At 70.2% G+C, this 16,944-nt stretch carries 17 protein-coding genes; 7 read left to right on the forward strand and 10 right to left on the reverse strand.

Annotation, left to right across the window (positions count from 1 at the left end; all coding sequences use genetic code 11):
• Positions 1 to 6: 6 nt before the first annotated feature.
• From FBZ83_RS28690 to FBZ83_RS28700, 3 genes are all read right to left on the reverse strand, one after another.
• A complete protein-coding gene (locus FBZ83_RS28690; protein ID WP_145690171.1) occupies positions 7 to 828 on the reverse strand; it encodes a metallophosphoesterase family protein in 822 nt (273 codons plus the stop codon).
• 13 nt (positions 829 to 841) lie between these two features.
• Positions 842 to 2,032, reverse strand: coding sequence for an ATP-grasp domain-containing protein (locus FBZ83_RS28695; protein WP_145690172.1), 1,191 nt, complete (start codon positions 2,030 to 2,032; stop codon positions 842 to 844).
• Between the two features lie 62 nt (positions 2,033 to 2,094).
• Positions 2,095 to 3,276, reverse strand: coding sequence for a GNAT family N-acetyltransferase (locus tag FBZ83_RS28700; protein ID WP_247888521.1), 1,182 nt, complete (start codon positions 3,274 to 3,276; stop codon positions 2,095 to 2,097).
• 450 nt (positions 3,277 to 3,726) lie between these two features.
• On the opposite strand from FBZ83_RS28700, the gene FBZ83_RS28705 reads away from it, so the two are divergent.
• The 3 genes from FBZ83_RS28705 (at position 3,727) to FBZ83_RS28715 (ending at position 4,712) form a co-directional block, all read left to right on the forward strand.
• Positions 3,727 to 4,155 (forward strand): Fur family transcriptional regulator, encoded by a 429-nt coding sequence (locus FBZ83_RS28705; protein ID WP_035677391.1) that lies wholly within the window; start codon positions 3,727 to 3,729, stop codon positions 4,153 to 4,155.
• The gene (locus FBZ83_RS28710) at positions 4,155 to 4,406 is read left to right on the forward strand and encodes a hypothetical protein (RefSeq protein ID WP_081863184.1); all 252 of its coding nucleotides are present in this window, start codon (positions 4,155 to 4,157) and stop codon (positions 4,404 to 4,406) included. The genes FBZ83_RS28705 and FBZ83_RS28710 overlap by 1 nt, the downstream gene beginning before the upstream one ends.
• A 90-nt stretch (positions 4,407 to 4,496) precedes the next feature.
• The gene (locus FBZ83_RS28715; RefSeq protein WP_145678622.1) at positions 4,497 to 4,712 is read left to right on the forward strand and encodes a SlyX family protein; all 216 of its coding nucleotides are present in this window, start codon (positions 4,497 to 4,499) and stop codon (positions 4,710 to 4,712) included.
• A 31-nt stretch (positions 4,713 to 4,743) separates the two neighbouring features.
• On the opposite strand, the gene FBZ83_RS28720 is transcribed toward FBZ83_RS28715, so the two are convergent.
• The 6 genes from FBZ83_RS28720 to paoA all read right to left on the reverse strand — a co-directional run bounded on the left by FBZ83_RS28720 (position 4,744) and on the right by paoA (position 11,782).
• Complete coding sequence (locus tag FBZ83_RS28720; RefSeq protein WP_145678623.1) at positions 4,744 to 5,004, reverse strand: hypothetical protein; 261 nt, start codon at positions 5,002 to 5,004, stop codon at positions 4,744 to 4,746.
• Positions 5,005 to 5,160: 156 nt separating this feature from the next.
• Entirely contained in the window at positions 5,161 to 6,846 is a 1,686-nt protein-coding gene (locus FBZ83_RS28725; protein ID WP_145690174.1) for a GGDEF domain-containing protein, read from the reverse strand.
• Between the two features lie 145 nt (positions 6,847 to 6,991).
• The gene (locus FBZ83_RS28730) at positions 6,992 to 7,726 is read right to left on the reverse strand and encodes an HNH endonuclease family protein (protein WP_247888522.1); all 735 of its coding nucleotides are present in this window, start codon (positions 7,724 to 7,726) and stop codon (positions 6,992 to 6,994) included.
• A 229-nt stretch (positions 7,727 to 7,955) separates the two neighbouring features.
• A complete protein-coding gene (gene paoC, locus FBZ83_RS28735; RefSeq protein WP_145690176.1) occupies positions 7,956 to 10,148 on the reverse strand; it encodes an aldehyde oxidoreductase molybdenum-binding subunit PaoC in 2,193 nt (730 codons plus the stop codon).
• A 3-nt stretch (positions 10,149 to 10,151) separates the two neighbouring features.
• Entirely contained in the window at positions 10,152 to 11,102 is a 951-nt protein-coding gene (locus tag FBZ83_RS28740; protein ID WP_145690177.1) for an FAD binding domain-containing protein, read from the reverse strand.
• Positions 11,099 to 11,782, reverse strand: a complete 684-nt coding sequence (paoA, locus tag FBZ83_RS28745) for an aldehyde dehydrogenase iron-sulfur subunit PaoA (RefSeq protein ID WP_145690178.1) — start codon at positions 11,780 to 11,782, stop codon at positions 11,099 to 11,101. Before paoA ends, FBZ83_RS28740 begins: the two co-directional genes overlap by 4 nt.
• A 326-nt stretch (positions 11,783 to 12,108) precedes the next feature.
• Here paoA and FBZ83_RS28750 point away from each other — a divergent pair, with 326 nt between their 5' ends.
• On the forward strand, positions 12,109 to 13,047 hold the full coding sequence (locus tag FBZ83_RS28750; protein WP_137141501.1) for a LysR family transcriptional regulator: 939 nt from the start codon (positions 12,109 to 12,111) through the stop codon (positions 13,045 to 13,047).
• 22 nt (positions 13,048 to 13,069) lie between these two features.
• Here FBZ83_RS28750 and FBZ83_RS28755 read toward each other — a convergent pair whose 3' ends face one another.
• A complete protein-coding gene (locus FBZ83_RS28755) occupies positions 13,070 to 13,654 on the reverse strand; it encodes a hypothetical protein (RefSeq protein ID WP_145690179.1) in 585 nt (194 codons plus the stop codon).
• Between the two features lie 404 nt (positions 13,655 to 14,058).
• On the opposite strand from FBZ83_RS28755, the gene FBZ83_RS28765 reads away from it, so the two are divergent.
• From FBZ83_RS28765 to FBZ83_RS28775, 3 genes are read left to right on the forward strand one after another with little or no spacing between them, the layout of a single operon-like run.
• On the forward strand, positions 14,059 to 15,186 hold the full coding sequence (locus FBZ83_RS28765) for a CaiB/BaiF CoA transferase family protein (RefSeq protein ID WP_145690181.1): 1,128 nt from the start codon (positions 14,059 to 14,061) through the stop codon (positions 15,184 to 15,186).
• 15 nt (positions 15,187 to 15,201) lie between these two features.
• Positions 15,202 to 16,041: an FAS1-like dehydratase domain-containing protein gene (locus FBZ83_RS28770; protein WP_145690182.1), complete on the forward strand. Its 840-nt coding sequence runs from the start codon at positions 15,202 to 15,204 to the stop codon at positions 16,039 to 16,041.
• 37 nt (positions 16,042 to 16,078) lie between these two features.
• Entirely contained in the window at positions 16,079 to 16,942 is an 864-nt protein-coding gene (locus tag FBZ83_RS28775; protein WP_145690183.1) for an HpcH/HpaI aldolase/citrate lyase family protein, read from the forward strand.
• Positions 16,943 to 16,944: the final 2 nt, after the last annotated feature.

Consider the following 16,944-nt stretch of genomic DNA (forward strand, 5'->3'; position numbering starts at 1 on the left):
CGCGGATCACGAGTTGATGACCCGCCGCACCATCTCGTAAATCCCCATCCGCCGCAGCCCGCCCTGGAGGGCGGCGCGCAACGGCGCCGGGATGGCGAGCAGGCGCCGCGGCTCGATCCCCGCCCGGCGCGTTTTCTCGAAAGCCGCACGGTCGTCGTAGGCGACCCGCCGCACGCTCACCGTCCGTCGGCCGGTGTCGAACAGCATCCAGGTCGCCCGCCGCTCCTCGCTCCGCGGCTCCCCCACCGTGCCGGGGTTGAGCAGATAGCAGGAGCCGCCGCGCAGGGCGACCTCGCTGCCGGGGTCGTGCTCCCACAGCTCCCCATTGCGGTATTCGTGGATGCCGAGCCGGTGCGTGTGCCCGTAGGCGCAGACGCGGGCGCCGGAAGGATGGGCGAGCAGGGCCTGCGCCGTGCGCCGCATCCGGTCCTCGCTGTTCAGCCGGACCAGTTCGCAGCCCCGGTCCACATGAAGCGCCCCGTGAACGGCGACGAGATGCTCGCCGACGTTGGTCTTCAGCGGCAGGGCGGACAGCCACGCCACATCCTCCGGCGGCAGGCGCTTGCGCGTCCAGGCGATGGCCCGGATGGCGCGGACGCTGAAACCGTCGGTGGGGATCTGGCGGGTCACCGCGCGGTCGTGGTTGCCGGCGACGCAGACCGCCCCGGCTTCGCGCAGCAGACTGATGCAGGGCGATGGGTCGGTGTTGTAGCCCACGACGTCGCCCAGGCAGACGACGCGCTCCACCCCGGCGCCGCTCATGTCGGCCAGCGTGGCCTCCAGCGCCTCACGGTTGGCGTGGATGTCCGACAGGATGCCGATCCTCATCGCCGCGGCACCCTCACTGGGCCTTCATCGCGCCGCCGGGCGCGTCGTGGTGCGCACGGGATGGCAGGAAACGGGCGAGCTGGTTGTGCAGGAAGGGCATCGGGTCGTCGAGCGCGATGGCCTTGGCCTCGCAGCCCAGCACCCAGGGCAGCCACGCCGCCATCGACAGGCCGCTGTCCTTGGCGGCCAGCCGGTCCTTGGTGATGTGGCACCAGCGCGCCCCGGCCCGCGCCTTGCCGACCGCCGGTCGCGGCAGGCCGAGCCGGTCGGCGTGGACCAGCGCCGGCAGGTTCACCCCGGCCACCGCCCCCAGATGGTGCCACAGGTTGAAGCGCGGGTTGACCTCCAGCAGGTGCAGCGTGCCGTCCGGGGCGCGCTTGAAGTCGAACTTGGCGACGCCGCGCAGCCCCAGCCGTTCGGTCAGCGAGCGGCCCAGCGCCGCCACATCCGGCGCGTCGGTGATGGTCAGGGCGGTGCTGTGCCCGTAGGCCAGCGGGTAGGTGCGGATCTTGGCCCCGGTGAACTCGCCGGCCACGCCGCCGCGCTCGTCGACATAGACGTGGTAGCTCTCGATCCGGGTCTCCGGGCCGGGGATCATCTCCTGGACCAGCAGGTCCAGCCCGACCGCCGCCAGCCGCGGCCACAGGGCGCGCAGCTCCGCCGCGGAATCGACCTGAATGGCCTTGGCGAAGCCGTCCGCCTCGTCCCACACCCGGCGGCGGGTCAGCGGCTTGACGATCAGGGGAAAGCGCAGGTCGACCACGTCGGGTGCGGCCTCGCGCGTCGGATAAAGGCGGCGGGTCGCCGGGACGGGCAGGTTCAGCCGCTCGGCCAGCGCTTGGAAACGGCCCTTGTCCACCAGATCCTCGACCAGCTCGGCGTCGGCGATGGCGAAGTGGAAGCCCTCGGCCAGACGGTCGCGGTTGCGCGAGACGAGCAGGAGCTGGGTGTCGTCCTGGAAATAGAGAACCGGCTTCTCCGGCTGGTCCTTGGCGAAGGCCATCATCACCTCCACCAGCCCGTCCGGGTTGCGCGCCGGGTCGTCCCACAGGATGGCGTCCCTGGTGAAGCGGGAATGCAGGGCGGGCGCGCCGGGATGGGTGACCACGGCGCAGCGCAGCCCGGCCAGCCCCAGCGGGCGCACCATGTCCATGTCGCCCATCACGCAAGCCAAGGCGGGGTTGCTGGCGGGGGTGTTTCTCATTTTCGGCATCCTCCAACCGCCCGGTCGGCGGCCCTGCGGTTGCGGCGTTGGTCTTAACGGAGTCAGCGGTTCATCAGGGGAAGCGGGCTGCGGATCAGCCGTCTCATCCGGTCCGCCACCCCCGCCTTGACGCGGCGCAGGCGGGTGTCGAGCTGGCGGCTCAGCCGGTCGGGGCCGAGCGCGATCCAGTTCATCGGCTGCTCGGTGTTGGAGAGCAGCGGCTTGTGCCCCGCCGGGGTGGACATGAAGTCGTAGCAGTCCTCGCCGCGGGCCAGCGTGTCCTCGATGGCCAGGACGTGGGCGACCAGACCGGGCTTCAGCCGGTTGTCGGCCTCGTAGGCGAAACCGCCCTGGTAGTTCATCACCCGCCCGCGATGGACGAAATTGTAGAGGTAGCCGATGACCGTGTCCCCGGCGCTGACCCGGCACAGCCGCACCGTCCCGGCCGGCACGCCGCTGGCGATCATCCGCTCGTGGAAGGGCCGGAAGGCCGGGTTGGAGAAGGCGCCGGACTGGCCGCGGGCGTTCCAGCTCGCCTGATGCAGGATCTCCATGGCGTGGAAATCCTCCAGCGCCTCCGCCGCCGTCGCGGCGACGCGGTAGGTCAGCGGGCCGCGCTCGGTGTAGAGCCGCATGGCCCGGCGCACCGCGGCGCGGGTGTTCTTGCCAAGGCTGGCGAGGTAGCCGGCGCCCTGCCGGCGCACGCCCTCCAGGTCGACCCATTGGCAGCTGTCGGCCACCCGGACCTGCAACGCGTGGCCCTGCCGTGCCGCGGCGAGCCGCACCGCCGCTTCCGCCGCCGGCTCCAGCCCGCCCAGCACCAGCTCGTCCCAATTGGTCAGGCGGCGCCCCAGCCAGTCGAATCCGGCGGCCAGCACGGCGTCCGCGCAGCGCCGGTCGGCGAGGATGCCGTTGTATTCCACGAAAATCCGGTCGAAGGTCCGTTCCCCCGTCTCGTGCAGCAGCCAGCAGCGGGTGCGCAGAAGACCGAAGCGCCACTGGGTGCGCGGGCAGAGGAGCGCCAGCCCGACGACCTGTCCGCCGCGCCGCGCGACCAGCGCGTGGGGCCGCGTGCCATGGGGCAGGGAGGCCAGCCAATTGCCGATCCACTGCCAGCTCAGGAAGAAGGACCCGTCGGCCCGCTCTTCCAGATCAATCCAAATCTTTTCAAATTTTCTGGGATCGCCCAGAGGCTGAAGGGTGATGTCGATGGTGTCGCCGTCGTCCTCAACAAGAGTCCTCATGTCCATGGGCTCGGTCTTCCCGGGGGATGTTGACGGAAGGGGCGGCTTTGAATGTCTACGTGCAGAGAATGGGATTGGATCGATGTCTTGAAATCTTTGATCTCATCCGATCTTTTCTGTGCTCCGGCCTTTGCATCATGTACGGATGAGCAAGACAAAAAACGCGGTGGCGGAAGGTGGGGTGCGCCGTCCCGGTGGGGGAACCCGTCCGGGTCATCCGGGGTATCGGGCGGTGAGGCGGCGGGGCAATGGATGTGTCCATCTGCCCCCCGGATGACGTTCCGCCCGATGCCTTGGGCCGGGGGTGCGGCCATTGGTCCAGGCCCAAAGGCAAGTCTTATGGCTGCTCTCGCGGAAGACCGTTGTCCTTGCGGGATTCCCTCTCCATCTCTTGAGTCCATGGGTTAGGCATCGGAAAGGACCGGCCCCGTGACCACGCCCGAAGAAGCCCTGCCGTCGCGGCTGGAACGCGCCTGCGCCGAGCGGGGGTTGAAGATGACCGGCCAGCGCCGGATCATCGCCCGCGTCCTGTCGGAAGCCGCCGATCACCCCGATGTGGAGGAGGTCTACCGCCGTGCGGCGGCGATCGACGCCGGGATCAGCCTCGCGACCGTCTACCGCTCGATGCGGCTGTTCGAGGAGATCGGGATCATCCAGCGCCACGATTTCGGCGACGGGCGGGCCCGCTACGAGGAGGCGCGCGGCGACCACCACCATCACCTCATCGACATCGAGACCGGCGAGGTGGTGGAGTTCCAGGACCCGGAGTTGGAGGCGGCCGTCACGCGCATCGCCCGCCATCTCGGTTTCGACATGATCGGGCAGCGGCTGGAGATCTTCGGGCGCCGCATCCAGCGCAAAGGCCCGGAGACGGCCTGATGGCGGCGGAGCGGAGAACCGGGCCGGAGCACGATCCGGCGGAGCGATTCGCCGCCTGCGAGGCGGCGGTGTGCGGCTGTCGCCCGGTGGTGGAGCGTGCCTACCGCGAGCTGGTCGATTGCGGGCGTCCCGACCGCCACGCGCTGGAGGCCGCCACGGTGGTGCTGCGCTGGCATCATCCGGAACTGGATGTGCCGCAGGCGCTTCAGATCGTCGAGCGCTGGGTGATCGCTCCCAGTCGTTTGCACTGAGGCCGGCTGGATCGGGGATGCATTGAACTTGCCATGGCCTGCGGAGCGGTTCTAAAGCTCTGTCCCTTCCGCGACACCGCAGGGTCATCCATGGACGCCGACGCCGAAAGCCGCCTGACCGAGCTGGAATCCCGCCTCGCCCATCACGAGCGCATGGCCGAGGAGATGTCGGCCGTCCTGTTCGAGCAGGGGCGGACCCTCGACCTCATGACCGCGCAGATGCGCCGCCTGCGCGACCGGATCGCCGAGCTGGAGTCCGGCGTTCCCCGTTCGGCGCAGGACGAGCCGCCCCCGCCCCATTACTGATCTCTCCTGTACCGATTTTTCCTGCCAAGGCTCAGCGCATCTTCCAGCCGCCGCGCGGACCGCACCAATTGAGCTGTGGGCCGGCGGGGGGCTGGCGCGAGCAGTCGGCCTGGGCGCAGCCGCAGGCGGGGAACAGGCAGCGGTCGCCGTTCACGTCGGTGGCCTGCACGGCCAGCTCGTAGCGCGTGCCCCGCATCAACTGCGCGCCCGCCGCGCTGTTGCGCTCGTAATGCTCGACGACGGCGAGCAGACGAAGCATGCGGGCACGCTGTCCCTTGGTGTCGAGGCTCATCTTCCAATCTCCCGCCATGGCCGTCCGAGTCGTGCTCCGATGGACATGAAACGGCAGAAAAGGGCCAAGGCTCCAGCGTGCAACCGCCTTACCCACCGCTGGCCGGGCGCGCGCCGGACGCGGTTCCCCGCTCGGGCGGGGGCTTGGCCGCGGGGCCTAGGACGACGCGTTCCCCGTCGCCTCCGCGGCTATGCCCTGGCTTTCGGCGGGGGCGGGCGGCAGGTCGGCCGTCCAGCGGACGCCGCGGTTGCGGCCGTCCCGCTTGGCCTGATAGAGCGCCTGATCGGCGCGGCGCAGGGTTTCCGCCACGTCGGGCGAATCCTCCGGCCACAGAGCGATGCCGAGGGAGCAGCCGACCCGCACCGCCTCGCCCTGGACGCTGACGGGTTCGTTCACCGCCTCGATGATGCGGCGGGCCAGCCCGTCCAGGTCCGGCGGCTCGGCGCCGGCGCGCTGTGGCAGCACGGCGGCGAACTCGTCGCCGCCCAGCCGGGCCACCACGTCGTCGCCGCGGAAGCAGGCGGCCAGCCGCTCCCCCACCTGGCGCAGCACGAGGTCGCCGGCGTCGTGGCCGAGCCGGTCGTTCACCGGCTTGAAGCCGTCCAGATCGAGGTAGAGGAAGGCGGCGGTGCCGTTGCCGGCGGTCGTGGCCTCCACATACTGCTCGAAATAGCGGCGGTTCGGCAGGCCGGTCAGCCGGTCCTGATAGGCGATGTCCTCCAATCGCACCAGCGCGGCGTCGCGGTGGGTCAGCCCGTCCACCAGATCGCGCAAGGTCGCCGACAGCGAGGTGATTTCGGCGCTGCCGCCCAGCACGGGCATTTCGGCCCCACGCTCGCCGCTGCGGATGCGCTCGGCCGCCCGGGCGATGCGGCGCAGCGGTCGGGTGACCCGCCCGGCGGCCATCCAGCCGAGCGCGCTGAACAGCAGCACCATGGCGCAGCCGGCCAGCACCGTCTCGATCATCTGGGCGGTGGCCGGGGCGTAGGCGACGGCCAGCGGCTGGCGCGCCACGACGCTCCAGCCTAGACCCGGATAGCTCAGGTGGCCCTTGCCGTAGGCGTAGCCGGTCAGATAGCGCTGCCCGTCCGGCCAGCGTTCGACGATCCAGCCGCTCTCGTTCTTCTGCGCGTTCCGCACCGCCTCGATGTCGAGGGGAGTGCCGAGCAGTTCGCGGGGGCCGAGCAGCACCGTGCGGTCGGCCGCGACCACGATCAGCTCCAGCTCCGCGCGGCCCCGCATGGTGTCCATCAGGGAGCGGCGGATCTCGCGCGTCCATTCCCAGCTCAGATGCGTGGCCAGCACGCCGACGACCTCGCCCCGCTCGTTGTGCACAGGGGTGGAGATGTCCACAAACTTCATGGCCTCGCCCGTCGGGTTCGGCAACAGGAAGGCCAGCATCACCGCGTCGTGCACGTCGCCGACGAACTGCGTTTTCTGCCCGTTCTGGAAGACCGGGCGCTTGGAAATGTCAACGCCGTCCAGCAGGCCGCCGGTGGCGGCCAGAACCTTGCCCTTGGTGTCGGTCACGCCCATCCAGGAAACGGTCGGGAAGAACTCCTGGAACTGCTCCAGCAGCCAGCGCAGCCGGACCGGGTCGCCCATGGCCGGCGTGATCCCGAGCTTGGCCAGCATGCTGATCTCGCTGGCGCGCGACCACATGGAGCGGTCCAGCCGGTCGGCCATGTTGTGCGCGGCCTCGGCGAGCGAGTGCCCGATCTCGCTCTCGATCCGTTCGCGGGAGCGCAGGCCGGTCAGTGCCGCCAGCACGACGGAGACGCCAAGGACAAGAACGGCGCCGGTCAGAGCCACCGTCGTCCGCAGACCGCGTTCCCTTGCCATGACGCCCGGCCACTCCCCGAAACACCCCGCCGCCGTTCCGTCAGGAAGACCGCCTACGAAGGTTCTATCAACTTCGGCTAGGTTTCAAAAGTGACATTGGCTGCGGACGAGGCATACCGGCGCATGAAATTGTCGGGGAGGCGGGTCAGCGGGCGGGCCGGGCCCCCACGGCGGTGCGCCGGCAATCGGACAGGATGTTGCCGACGGTGACGCGCTCCCGCTCGTCCATGGTCAGCTCCCAGCGCGCCTTCACGGCGATCCAGCCCGCCACATAGGCGCAGATGTACGCTTCGCGCGGCGGCAGCCAGTCCTCCGGCCCTTTCGAGCCCTTGGCGCGGTTGGCCGCCGCCGAGACGGTGACAAGGGTCAGCGGGTCGCTGAGGTCGTTGGCGTAGGCGGCCCGCTTCTCGCGCGGCCAGTCGTAGCCGCCGCTGGCGTAGGTCTCCTCCAGCGGCACCCGGTGGTCGATGTCCACCTGCTTCGGCTCGGTGAAGGTCTCGCCGGTGTAGGGGTCGTTCCACACGCCGGACAGCACCGAGCAGCCGTTGGCCGACAGCTTCGCCGGTTTGGCGGAGTCGCGGATCAGCACCTGCTCGCGCGTGTTCAGGCACTTGGAATCGATGGTCAGCCAATGCGGCCACTCGTCCCGCACATAGCCTCGGCGACGCTCCTCCGCCACCTGGATGCGGTCGAGCTGGGCGGCGACGGCGGCGTAGTCGATGCTGGCGTCCGGGACAGGGCGCGGGATCGGACGCTGGCGCTGGGTCTTCTCCTCGCCGAAGATGGAGTCGAGCGTGCCCGGCGGGACGAGGTGGAAGCGCTCCGCCGCGTAGACCGCGGCCAGCACCAGCAGGACGGCGACCAGCCCGCCCAGCGTCATGGGGCGGCCCCTCCGGCCTCCTCGCGGTGCTCCTCCGCCTCTCCGTCGTGCCATGCCTTGCGTCCCTCAGCCTGATGTGCGCCATACGTGGATATGATGGCGGGCGTGTTCTATGGCGCTTGGGGAAACAGGTGCAACGGCGTTGGAGAGGGCGGGGGTCCGTCGAGCGTCACGGACCCTGTGAAAAAGACGCGGCGGAGTCCGGGGCGTGCCCAAACTCCGCCACCCCTCACCCCATGGCGGGCAGCCGGTCGAGGAATTTGTCGAGCGTGATCGGGTAGTCTCGCACCCGCAGGCCCGTCGCGTTGTGGACCGCGTTGGCGACCGCGGCGCCCACCCCGCACAGGCCCAGCTCGCCCACCCCCTTGGCCTTCATCGGCGAGGAGATCGGGTCGGTCTCGTCGAGGAAGATCACCTCCTGGTGCGGGATGTCGGCGTGGACCGGCACCTCGTAGCCGGCGAGGTCGTGGTTGACGAAGAAGCCCGTCCGCTTGTCGAGCGCCAGTTCCTCCATCAGCGCAGCGCCGACGCCCATGGTCATGGCGCCGATCACCTGGCTGCGCGCCGACTTCGGGTTCAGGATGCGGCCCGCCGCGCAGACCGCCAGCATCCGCCGCACGCGGATCTCGCCGGTCGCGGCGTCCACCGCCGCCTCCACGTAATGGGCACCGAAGGTCGATTGCTGGTACTTCTTGTCGAGGTCGCCGTATTCGATGCCGTCCTCGGCGGACAGGCCGTCGGCGCCCGCCGCCTCGGCCAGCGGGACCCTGCGGTTGCCGGCGACGACCTGCCCATCCTCGAAGCGCGCGTCGGCGGAGTTGACGCCCAGCTTCTGCGCCACCGCCTCGCGCAGCTTCACGCAGGCGGCGTAGACCCCGGCGGTGGCGTTGTTGGCGCCCCATTGCCCGCCCGAGCCGGCGGACACCGGGAAGCTCGAATCGCCGAGCCGCACCGCCACCTTGTCCAGCCCGACCCCCATCATCTCCGCGGCGGTCTGGGCGATGATGGTGTAGCTGCCGGTGCCGATGTCGGTCATGTCGGTCTCGACCGTGACGATCCCGCGCTGGTCCAGCCGCACCCGCGCCGCCGACTTGGTCAGCAGGTTGTTGCGGAAGGCCGACGCCATCCCCAGCCCGACCAGCCAGCGTCCGTCGCGCACCTGCCCCGGCTTCGGGTTGCGCTTGGCCCAGCCGAACCGCTCCGCCCCCAGGCGCAGGCATTGCACGAGCTGGCGCTGCGAGAAGGGCCGGTTGGGATCGGCGGGGTCGGTCTGAGTGTCGTTGCGGATGCGGAACTCCACCGGGTCCATGCCCAGCCTTTCGGCCATCTCGTCCATGGCGACCTCCAGCGCCATCATCCCCGACGCCTCGCCCGGCGCCCGCATGGCGTTGCCCTCGGGCAAGTCGAGCGTGGCGATGCGGTTGCCGATCAGCCGGTTCGCCCCGGCGTAGAGCAGCCGAGTCTGGTCGGACGCCGTCTCCTCCGAGCCGCCGGGCAGGTTGCCCGACCAGCTCTCATGGGCGATGGCGGTGATCGTGCCGTCCGGCATGGCGCCGATGCGGACACGCTGGATGGTGGCGGGGCGGTGGGTGGTGTTGTTCATCATCAGCGGCCGCGACAGCCCGACCTTGACCGGCCGCCCGGCCTCCCGCGCGCCCAGCGCCGCCAGCAGCGCGTCGGCGCGCAGGAACAGCTTTCCGCCGAAGCCGCCGCCGATGAAGGGGGAGATCACGCGCACCTTGTCCTTCGGCATCTTCAGCGTCGCCGACAGGTCGGTCACCATCCAGTCGATCATCTGGTTGGAAGTCCAGACGGTCAACCGGTCGCCCTCCCAGGCGGCGATGGTCGCGTGCGGCTCCATCATCGCGTGGCTTTCGTCCGGCGTGGTGTAGGTCTCGTCGAGTTTCACCGGAGCCGCCGCGAAGGCGCCCGCGAAATCACCCACAACGGAATCGCCGTCCTTGGTCTTCTCCGCCTTGTCCTTGACCGCCGCCAGATCATAGGCGCCGTCCGCCGGCGTGTAGTCGATGCGCACCAGACCCGCCGCGGTGCGCGCCTGCTCGAAGGTCTCCGCCACCACCAGGGCGACGGCCTGCTGGTAATGCTCGATTTCCGGCCCGCCGAGCAGGGTCGCGGCGTTGCGCTTGCCCTTGTCGAGGGAGCCGGCGTTCTCCGCCGTGACGATGGCGACGACGCCGGGGGCCTTCCGCGCCGCCTCCAGATCCATCGACGCGATGCGCCCCTTGGCGATGCCCGAGCCGATGACCCAGCCATAGGCGACGTTCGGCGCCACGTTGTGCCATTCATAGGCGTAGGTGGCCTTTCCCGTCGTCTTCAAAGGGCCGTCGATGCGGTCGGTCGGCTTGCCCACCACCTTGAGCTGGTCGATCGGGTTGGTGGTCGCGGGAGTGTCGAACTTCATGTCTCACCCTTTCGCTTCGGCCAGCACCGAGGCGAGCGTCCGCTCGACCAGGGTCAGCTTGAACGCGTTGTCGTGCGTCGGCTTCGCATCGGCCAGCAGCCCGGCGGTGACCGCCTTGGCGCCGCGCGGTATCTCGGCCTCGGCGGCCTCGACGCGCCACGGCTTGTGCGCCACGCCGCCGACCGCCACCCGGCCGCTGCCGTCGCGCTGCACCACCGCCGCGACGGAGACCAGCGCGAAGGCGTAGGACGCGCGGTCGCGCACCTTGCGGTAGACGTGGGTGCCGCCCACCGGCTTGGGCAGCGTCACCGCGGTGATGAGTTCGCCGGGGACCAGCGCCGTTTCGATGTGCGGCGTGTCGCCGGGCAGCCGGTGGAACTCCGCGATGGGAATGGTCCGCGTCGTCCCGTCGGCCCGCACCGTCTCCACCGTGGCGTCCAGCGCGCGCATGGCGACGGCCATGTCGCTGGGGTGGGTGGCGATGCAGGCCTCGCTCGACCCGACCACGGCGAGTTGCCGGCTGTAGCCGCCAATGGCGGCGCAGCCGCTGCCGGGCTGGCGTTTGTTGCAGGGCTGGTTGGTGTCGTAGAAGTAGGGGCAGCGCGTGCGCTGGAGCAGGTTGCCCGCCGTCGTCGCCTTGTTGCGCAGCTGGCCCGACGCCCCGGCGAGCAGCGCCCGCGACAGCACGCCGTAGTCGCGCCGCACCCGCGGGTCGGCAGCGAGATCCGTGTTGCGCACCAGCGCGCCGATGCGCAGCCCGCCGTCCGGCGTCGCTTCCAGCGTGTCGAGCTTCAGCCCGTTGACGTCGATCAGATGGGCCGGCGTCTCGATCTCCAGCTTCATCAGGTCGAGCAGGTTGGTGCCGCCCGCGATGAACTTGGCGCCCGGCCGGCGCTCGACGGCGGCCGCGGCGGCGGCGGGGGAGTCCGCCCGCTCGTAGGTGAAGGGTCTCATGCCTCCCTCCGTGCGACGTCCGAGATCGCATCGACGATGTTGGAATAGGCGCCGCAGCGACAGATGTTGCCGCTCATCCGCTCGCGGTACTCGTCCGCGGTGGCCTGGGGCGCGGCGTTGAGGTCGGCGGTGACGTGGCTGGGCACGCCGGCCTTGATCTCGTCCAGCATCGCCACCGCCGAACAGATCTGGCCCGGCGTGCAATAGCCGCACTGGTAGCCGTCATGCTCCACGAAGGCGGCCTGCATGGGGTGCAGCTTGCCGGGCAGGCCCAGCCCCTCGATGGTGGTGACGTCGCCACCCTCGTGCATCACGGCGAGCGACAGGCAGGAATTGATCCGCTGCCCGTCCACGATGATCGTGCAGGCGCCGCACTGGCCGTGGTCGCAGCCCTTCTTGGTGCCGGTGAGGTGCAGATGCTCGCGCAGCGCGTCGAGCAGCGTCGTCCGCGTGTCGAGTTCGAGGTCGCGGCGCTGCCCGTTCACGGTGAAGGTCACCTTGGACAGGACGGGCGACAGGGAGGATGTGTCGGCTCCGGTCGCGGGGGGTGGCATGGCGGTCTCTCCAACGGTGGCCGCCCGCGCCGGCGCCCGGAACGGCGCCGCCGTCAGCGCGGCGGTGGCGGCGGTCCCAAGCAGGAGGCCGCGCCGCGTCATGTCGAGGTCGCCGGAATGGTGCATCGGTGAAATCCTCTTCCCTTCCTGGCTGTGATCCCGGCGCCCCCCTTGGATTGGGGCGGGGCTGGGCGCGGGCGTGCGGACGGCTCATCCGCTTGTGCGGATGGGGAAAAGCTAGGCCGTGCCGCTGTCGGGATTACCCGCCGCCACCCGATAAGGCTTATGAAGCGGATCAATGGAACGGAGCGGCCCTGCGGATGGTTGAACCGGGTTTGTCCGGCGCTTCCTCATCCACCCGCCTTGATCCGCCTGCGACGCACCGACATGATTGCGCAACGCCGGGGGCTCATCGCCCCCGCGGGCAAAGGGTCAGCAAAGGAAGGTGAGCGTTGGATCTGCGTCAGTTGCGGTATTTCATCGGCATCGTCGATGAAGGCTCCTTCACGGCCGCGGCTCAGAAGCTGAACGTCGCCCAACCGGCCCTCAGCCACAACATCCGCAACCTGGAGGCGGGCCTCGGGGTCAAGCTGCTGACCCGCGGCGTCCATGGGGTCAAGCCGACCGCCGCCGGCACCCGGCTGTACGAGCATGCGGAGATCATCCTGCGCCACGTTGCCCAGGCGACCGAGCAGGTGCGCAACTGCTCGGGCACGCCGAGCGGGCTGGTGACCGTCGGCTTCACCTCCTCGGTGGCGCTGGTGGCGGCGGTGCCCCTGGTGCAGGCGGTCCGCGCCGAGCTGCCGCAGGTGTCGCTGCGGGTGGTCGAGTCCTTCAGCGGGACGATCCTGGAATGGCTGAACGACGACCGGCTGGATTTCGGCTGCATCTACGACGTGACGCGGTCGCGCACGCTGCTGGCCGAATCGCTGGTGCGCGAGGATCTCTACCTGATCGGGCCGCCGGGCGGCGGGGACGGCGCCATCGCCTTCGACGAGCTGGCCGGCAAGGATCTGATCCTGCCGAGCCGCCCGCACAATCTGCGCGACCGCATCGAACGGGTGGCGCGGGAGACCTGCACGATCGTCACCGTGGCGGTGGAGATCAACGGGCTCCCGCAGATCAAGACGCTGGTCGCCAAGGGGGTGGGGTACTCGGTCCTGCCGATTTCGGCGGTGATGGAGGAATGGCGGGCGGGTCAGGTCTCCGCCCGGCTGATCGTGTCGCCGTCGCTGCGCCGCTCGGTCCATCTTTGCCGGCCCCGCGGCGCCCCGGTGACCGAGGCCGCGGCGGCGGTGCGGGAGACCTTCCTGCGGGTGGTGCGCGATCTGGTCGGCGGCGGCGACTGGCCCGGCACCCTGCTGCTGGATGAGGAAGCGGCGGCGTCCTAGCGCACGGCCGAAGACATAGGATTCACACCGTGCCGGCAGCGGACCGCCGATGCTCCGGGTACCAGGATGTGAACTTGATCGCGCCGACGAGCGCCAGCACGGTCGCGACGATGCCGAAACGGGGCGGCAGATCGGGCCGGTAGAGCAGGATGAGGTCCGCGATCACCAGCACGAGGAACGCCAGAGCCCACACGCCCGTGATCACGTAATTGGTGTGGATGAAGTGCGGGTCGTCCCAGAATTCGTGGGCGACCTGCTCCCGCGCGTACTGCAGCGTAAAGGGACGCCGCAGCGCGATGGAGATCAGCACGATCAGCAGAAGCCCGGCATCGACGAGCAGCCGGACCCCCATGACGGCCCCCCCCATGACGGCCCCTCCCATAATGGACTGGGTCGGTCCGCCGGCCACGGCGTAGAGCGCCAACCCACCGAACAGCAGCACCGTGCCGACTTCAAGGATCTTCGGTGTCTTGCCGGGGCTCATCCAGTCGCGCAGCAACAGGGTGGCTGAAACGAGGGCACCGGCGATGAGTCCCTCCACCGGCCCGACCAGACGGTCGAGGACGGCGAAGGCGATGAAGGGCGCGAAGGCCAGGAGAATTCCCATCACGTCTCCTTTCCAGCCGAGGGGTCGGCCCATCGGAAGGCTGCGGACGCTGAACGAGACACGCCGTCGAGGCTGAACCGTCGCAACGACGACGGCAAGGGGGCTGCCCGCATAGGTGGATGGGAATTGCGAGTATGACCGCTGCAATCAGACGGCTGGAGCACCGCCTTATTAAAAGGTTCTGGGGGCCGGTCGATTTTGGCGGGGATGTCCTCAACCTTGGCGGCAAAGGCCGGATCGTTGGATCGCTCGACGGTGCGCCGGCGATGGGGCTGACGGCGATCGGCCTCATAGCGCTTCGTTATGCGATGCATGCTCCATCTGTATTGGATCGGGGCCGGTCCGGCTGTTTACCATCCCGGTCACGGACAATCGGCCCTGGCTTGCAGCGGAGGCTTCGCGGAATGACTTACCCTCTGGCTGGACTTCTGGTCGTGTCGCTGGAGCAGGCGGTGGCGGCGCCGCTCTGCACGTCGCGTCTCGCCGACGCCGGGGCGCGGGTCATCAAGATCGAACGGCCGGAGGGCGACTTCGCCCGCGGCTACGACGCCGTGGTCCACGGGCAAAGCTCCTATTTCGTCTGGCTAAACCGCGGCAAGGAGTCGGTCGTCCTCGACATCAAGAAGCCCGAGGATGCCGAACTGCTGGAGCGGCTGATCGCACGCGCCGACGTCTTCGTGCAGAATCTGGCGCCGGGCGCGGCGGAGCGGGCCGGTTTCGGCTCGGACGCGCTGCGCCGCCGCCATCCCCGGCTGATCACCTGCGACATCTCCGGCTACGGCGACGACGGCCCCTACCGCGACATGAAGGCCTATGACCTGCTGGTGCAGAGCGAGACCGGGCTGGCCTCCATCACCGGGTCGCCGGACCAGCCGGGGCGCGTCGGTGTGTCGGTGGCCGATATCGCCTGTGGCATGAACGCCTACACCGGCGTCCTCCAGGCGCTGCTGGAGCGCGAGCGCAGCGGCGAGGGGTCGGCGGTGGCCGTGTCCCTGTTCGATTCGCTGGCGGAGTGGATGATGGTGCCGCTGATGCACCACGACCATGGCGGCAAGGCGCCGGGACGGGTCGGGCTGATGCACCCGAGCATCGCCCCCTATTCCGCCTTCGCCCTGGCCGACGGTCGGCAGGTGGTGCTGTCGATCCAGAACGAGCGCGAATGGGCGGCCTTCTGCGCCGACGTTCTGCTGCGGCCGGAGCTGGCGACCGACGAGCGCTTCGCGACCAACAACCGCCGCGTTGCCAACCGGCCGGAGCTGGACGCGCTCGTCGCCGCCATCTTCCGGACCATGGACCACGCCGAGGCGGTGCGCCGGCTGAACCGCGCGCGCACCGCCTTCGGCTCGCTGAACGAGGTGGCCGACCTGTCCACCCACGCGCAGCTGCGCCGCGTGACCGCCGAGACGCCGGGCGGACCGGTCGAGGTGGTGGCGCCGCCGGTGCAGGTGCGCGGCCGACCCTACGCCTCCGGCGCCGTTCCGGCGCTGGGCCAACACACCGACGCCGTCCGGCGTGAAATCTTCAAACAATAAGGGGGGAGCATGAGCATGGACCATTTGCGTGATTGGATCGGCCGGTCGGAAAGCGCCGAGGACGTCGCGGCGCCGGCGGCGCTGACCGGATTGGTGGCGATGCTCGACCACGACAACCCGCCCTGGCCGGCGGGCGAGGTGCCGCCGCTGGGGCATTGGCTGTATTTCCTGCCCAAGGCTCTGCAGCGCGACATCGCCGAGGACGGCCACCCGCACAAGGGCGGCTTCCTGCCGCCGGTGGAACTGCCCCGCCGCATGTGGGCCGGCGACACCCTGACCTTCCACCGCCCCATCCGCAGCGGCGAGGCGATCACCCGCCGCTCGACCATCGAGGAGGTCACCCCGAAGGAGGGCCGGTCGGGTCGGATGGTCTTCGTGAAGGTCCGGCATGAGATCAGCACCGCCGCCGGCGTCGCCATCACCGAATTCCACGACATCGTCTACCGCGAGGCCGCCAAGCCCGGCGACGCCCCCGTCCCCGGCGAGCGTCCGGCGGGCGAGGCGGTGTGGCAGCGGCGCATCCAGCCCGATCCGGTGCTGCTGTTCCGTTACTCGGCCCTGACCTTCAACGGCCACCGCATCCATTACGACCGCGACTATTGCCGCGACGTCGAAGGCTATCCGGGGCTGGTGTTCCACGGCCCGCTCAGCGCGACCATGCTGATGGACCTGTTCCTGCGCGAGAATCCGGGGGCGCGGGTGACCGGCTTCCGCTTCCGGGCGAAGCGGCCGCTGTTCGACATCCATCCGCTGACCCTGTGCGGCGCGCCGACCGAAACCGGCGCCACGCTGTGGGTGACCGACCACGAGGGCTTCGTCGCCATGTCCGCCGAGCTGGAGGCCGAACGGTCATGACGGCGGCGCATCGCGGCACGGTTGGAGGAAGCGTCTGATGTCCCTGCCGTATCAATCCTATCTCTTCGTCCCCGCCGACAACGCGAAGCTGCTGGAAAAGGCCCACCAGCGCGGGGCGGACGCCCTCATCCTCGACCTTGAGGACGCGGTCCTGCCCGCCGGCAAGCCGCAGGCCCGGCGCGGGCTGCCCGCGCCGATCGACCGGCTGCACGGGCTGGGCGTGCCGGTGCTGGTGCGGATCAACAGCGGCTGGCGCGACGCCGTCGCCGATCTGGAGGCCGCGGTCCGTCCCGGCGTGGCCGCCCTGGTGGTGCCCAAGGCCGAGGATGCCGGGGCGCTGCGCGTCCTCTCCGCCATGATCGCGGAGTGGGAGGCGGAGCGCGGCCTGACGCCGGGCGCCATCGGCCTTGTCGCCCTCATCGAAAGTCCGCTGGGGCTGGAGCGGCTGACCGACATCGCCGCCGTCCCGCGCGTGGCGGCCCTGGCGCTCGGCAGCGAAGATTTCGCCCTGACGCTGGGGGTGGAGCCGACCGAGGCGCTGCTCGCCCTGCCGTGCCGCCAGATCGCGCTGGCCGCCGCCGCCCATGGTCTCGCGGCGATCGGCCTGCCGGGTTCGCTGGCCGAGTTCCGCGACCTCGACGCCTACCGCGCCATGGTGGCGCAGGCGCGGGCCGTCGGGATGACCGGCGCGCTGTGCATCCACCCGGCCCAGCTGCCCGTCGTCCGCGACGTCTTCGCTCCCTCCGCCGCCGACGTGGCCTGGGCCGGACGGGTGGTCGCGGCGTGGGACGAGGCCCAGGCGACGGGGCGCGGCGCCGTGCAGGTGGACGGGCGCATGGTCGACCGCCCGGTCGCCGAGCGGGCGAAGGCCATCCTGGCGCGCAGCGCCCCCACGGCCTGAAA

The organism is Azospirillum brasilense (genome assembly GCF_007827815.1).
In the GTDB taxonomy this organism is placed as follows: Bacteria; Pseudomonadota; Alphaproteobacteria; order Azospirillales; family Azospirillaceae; genus Azospirillum; species Azospirillum brasilense_C.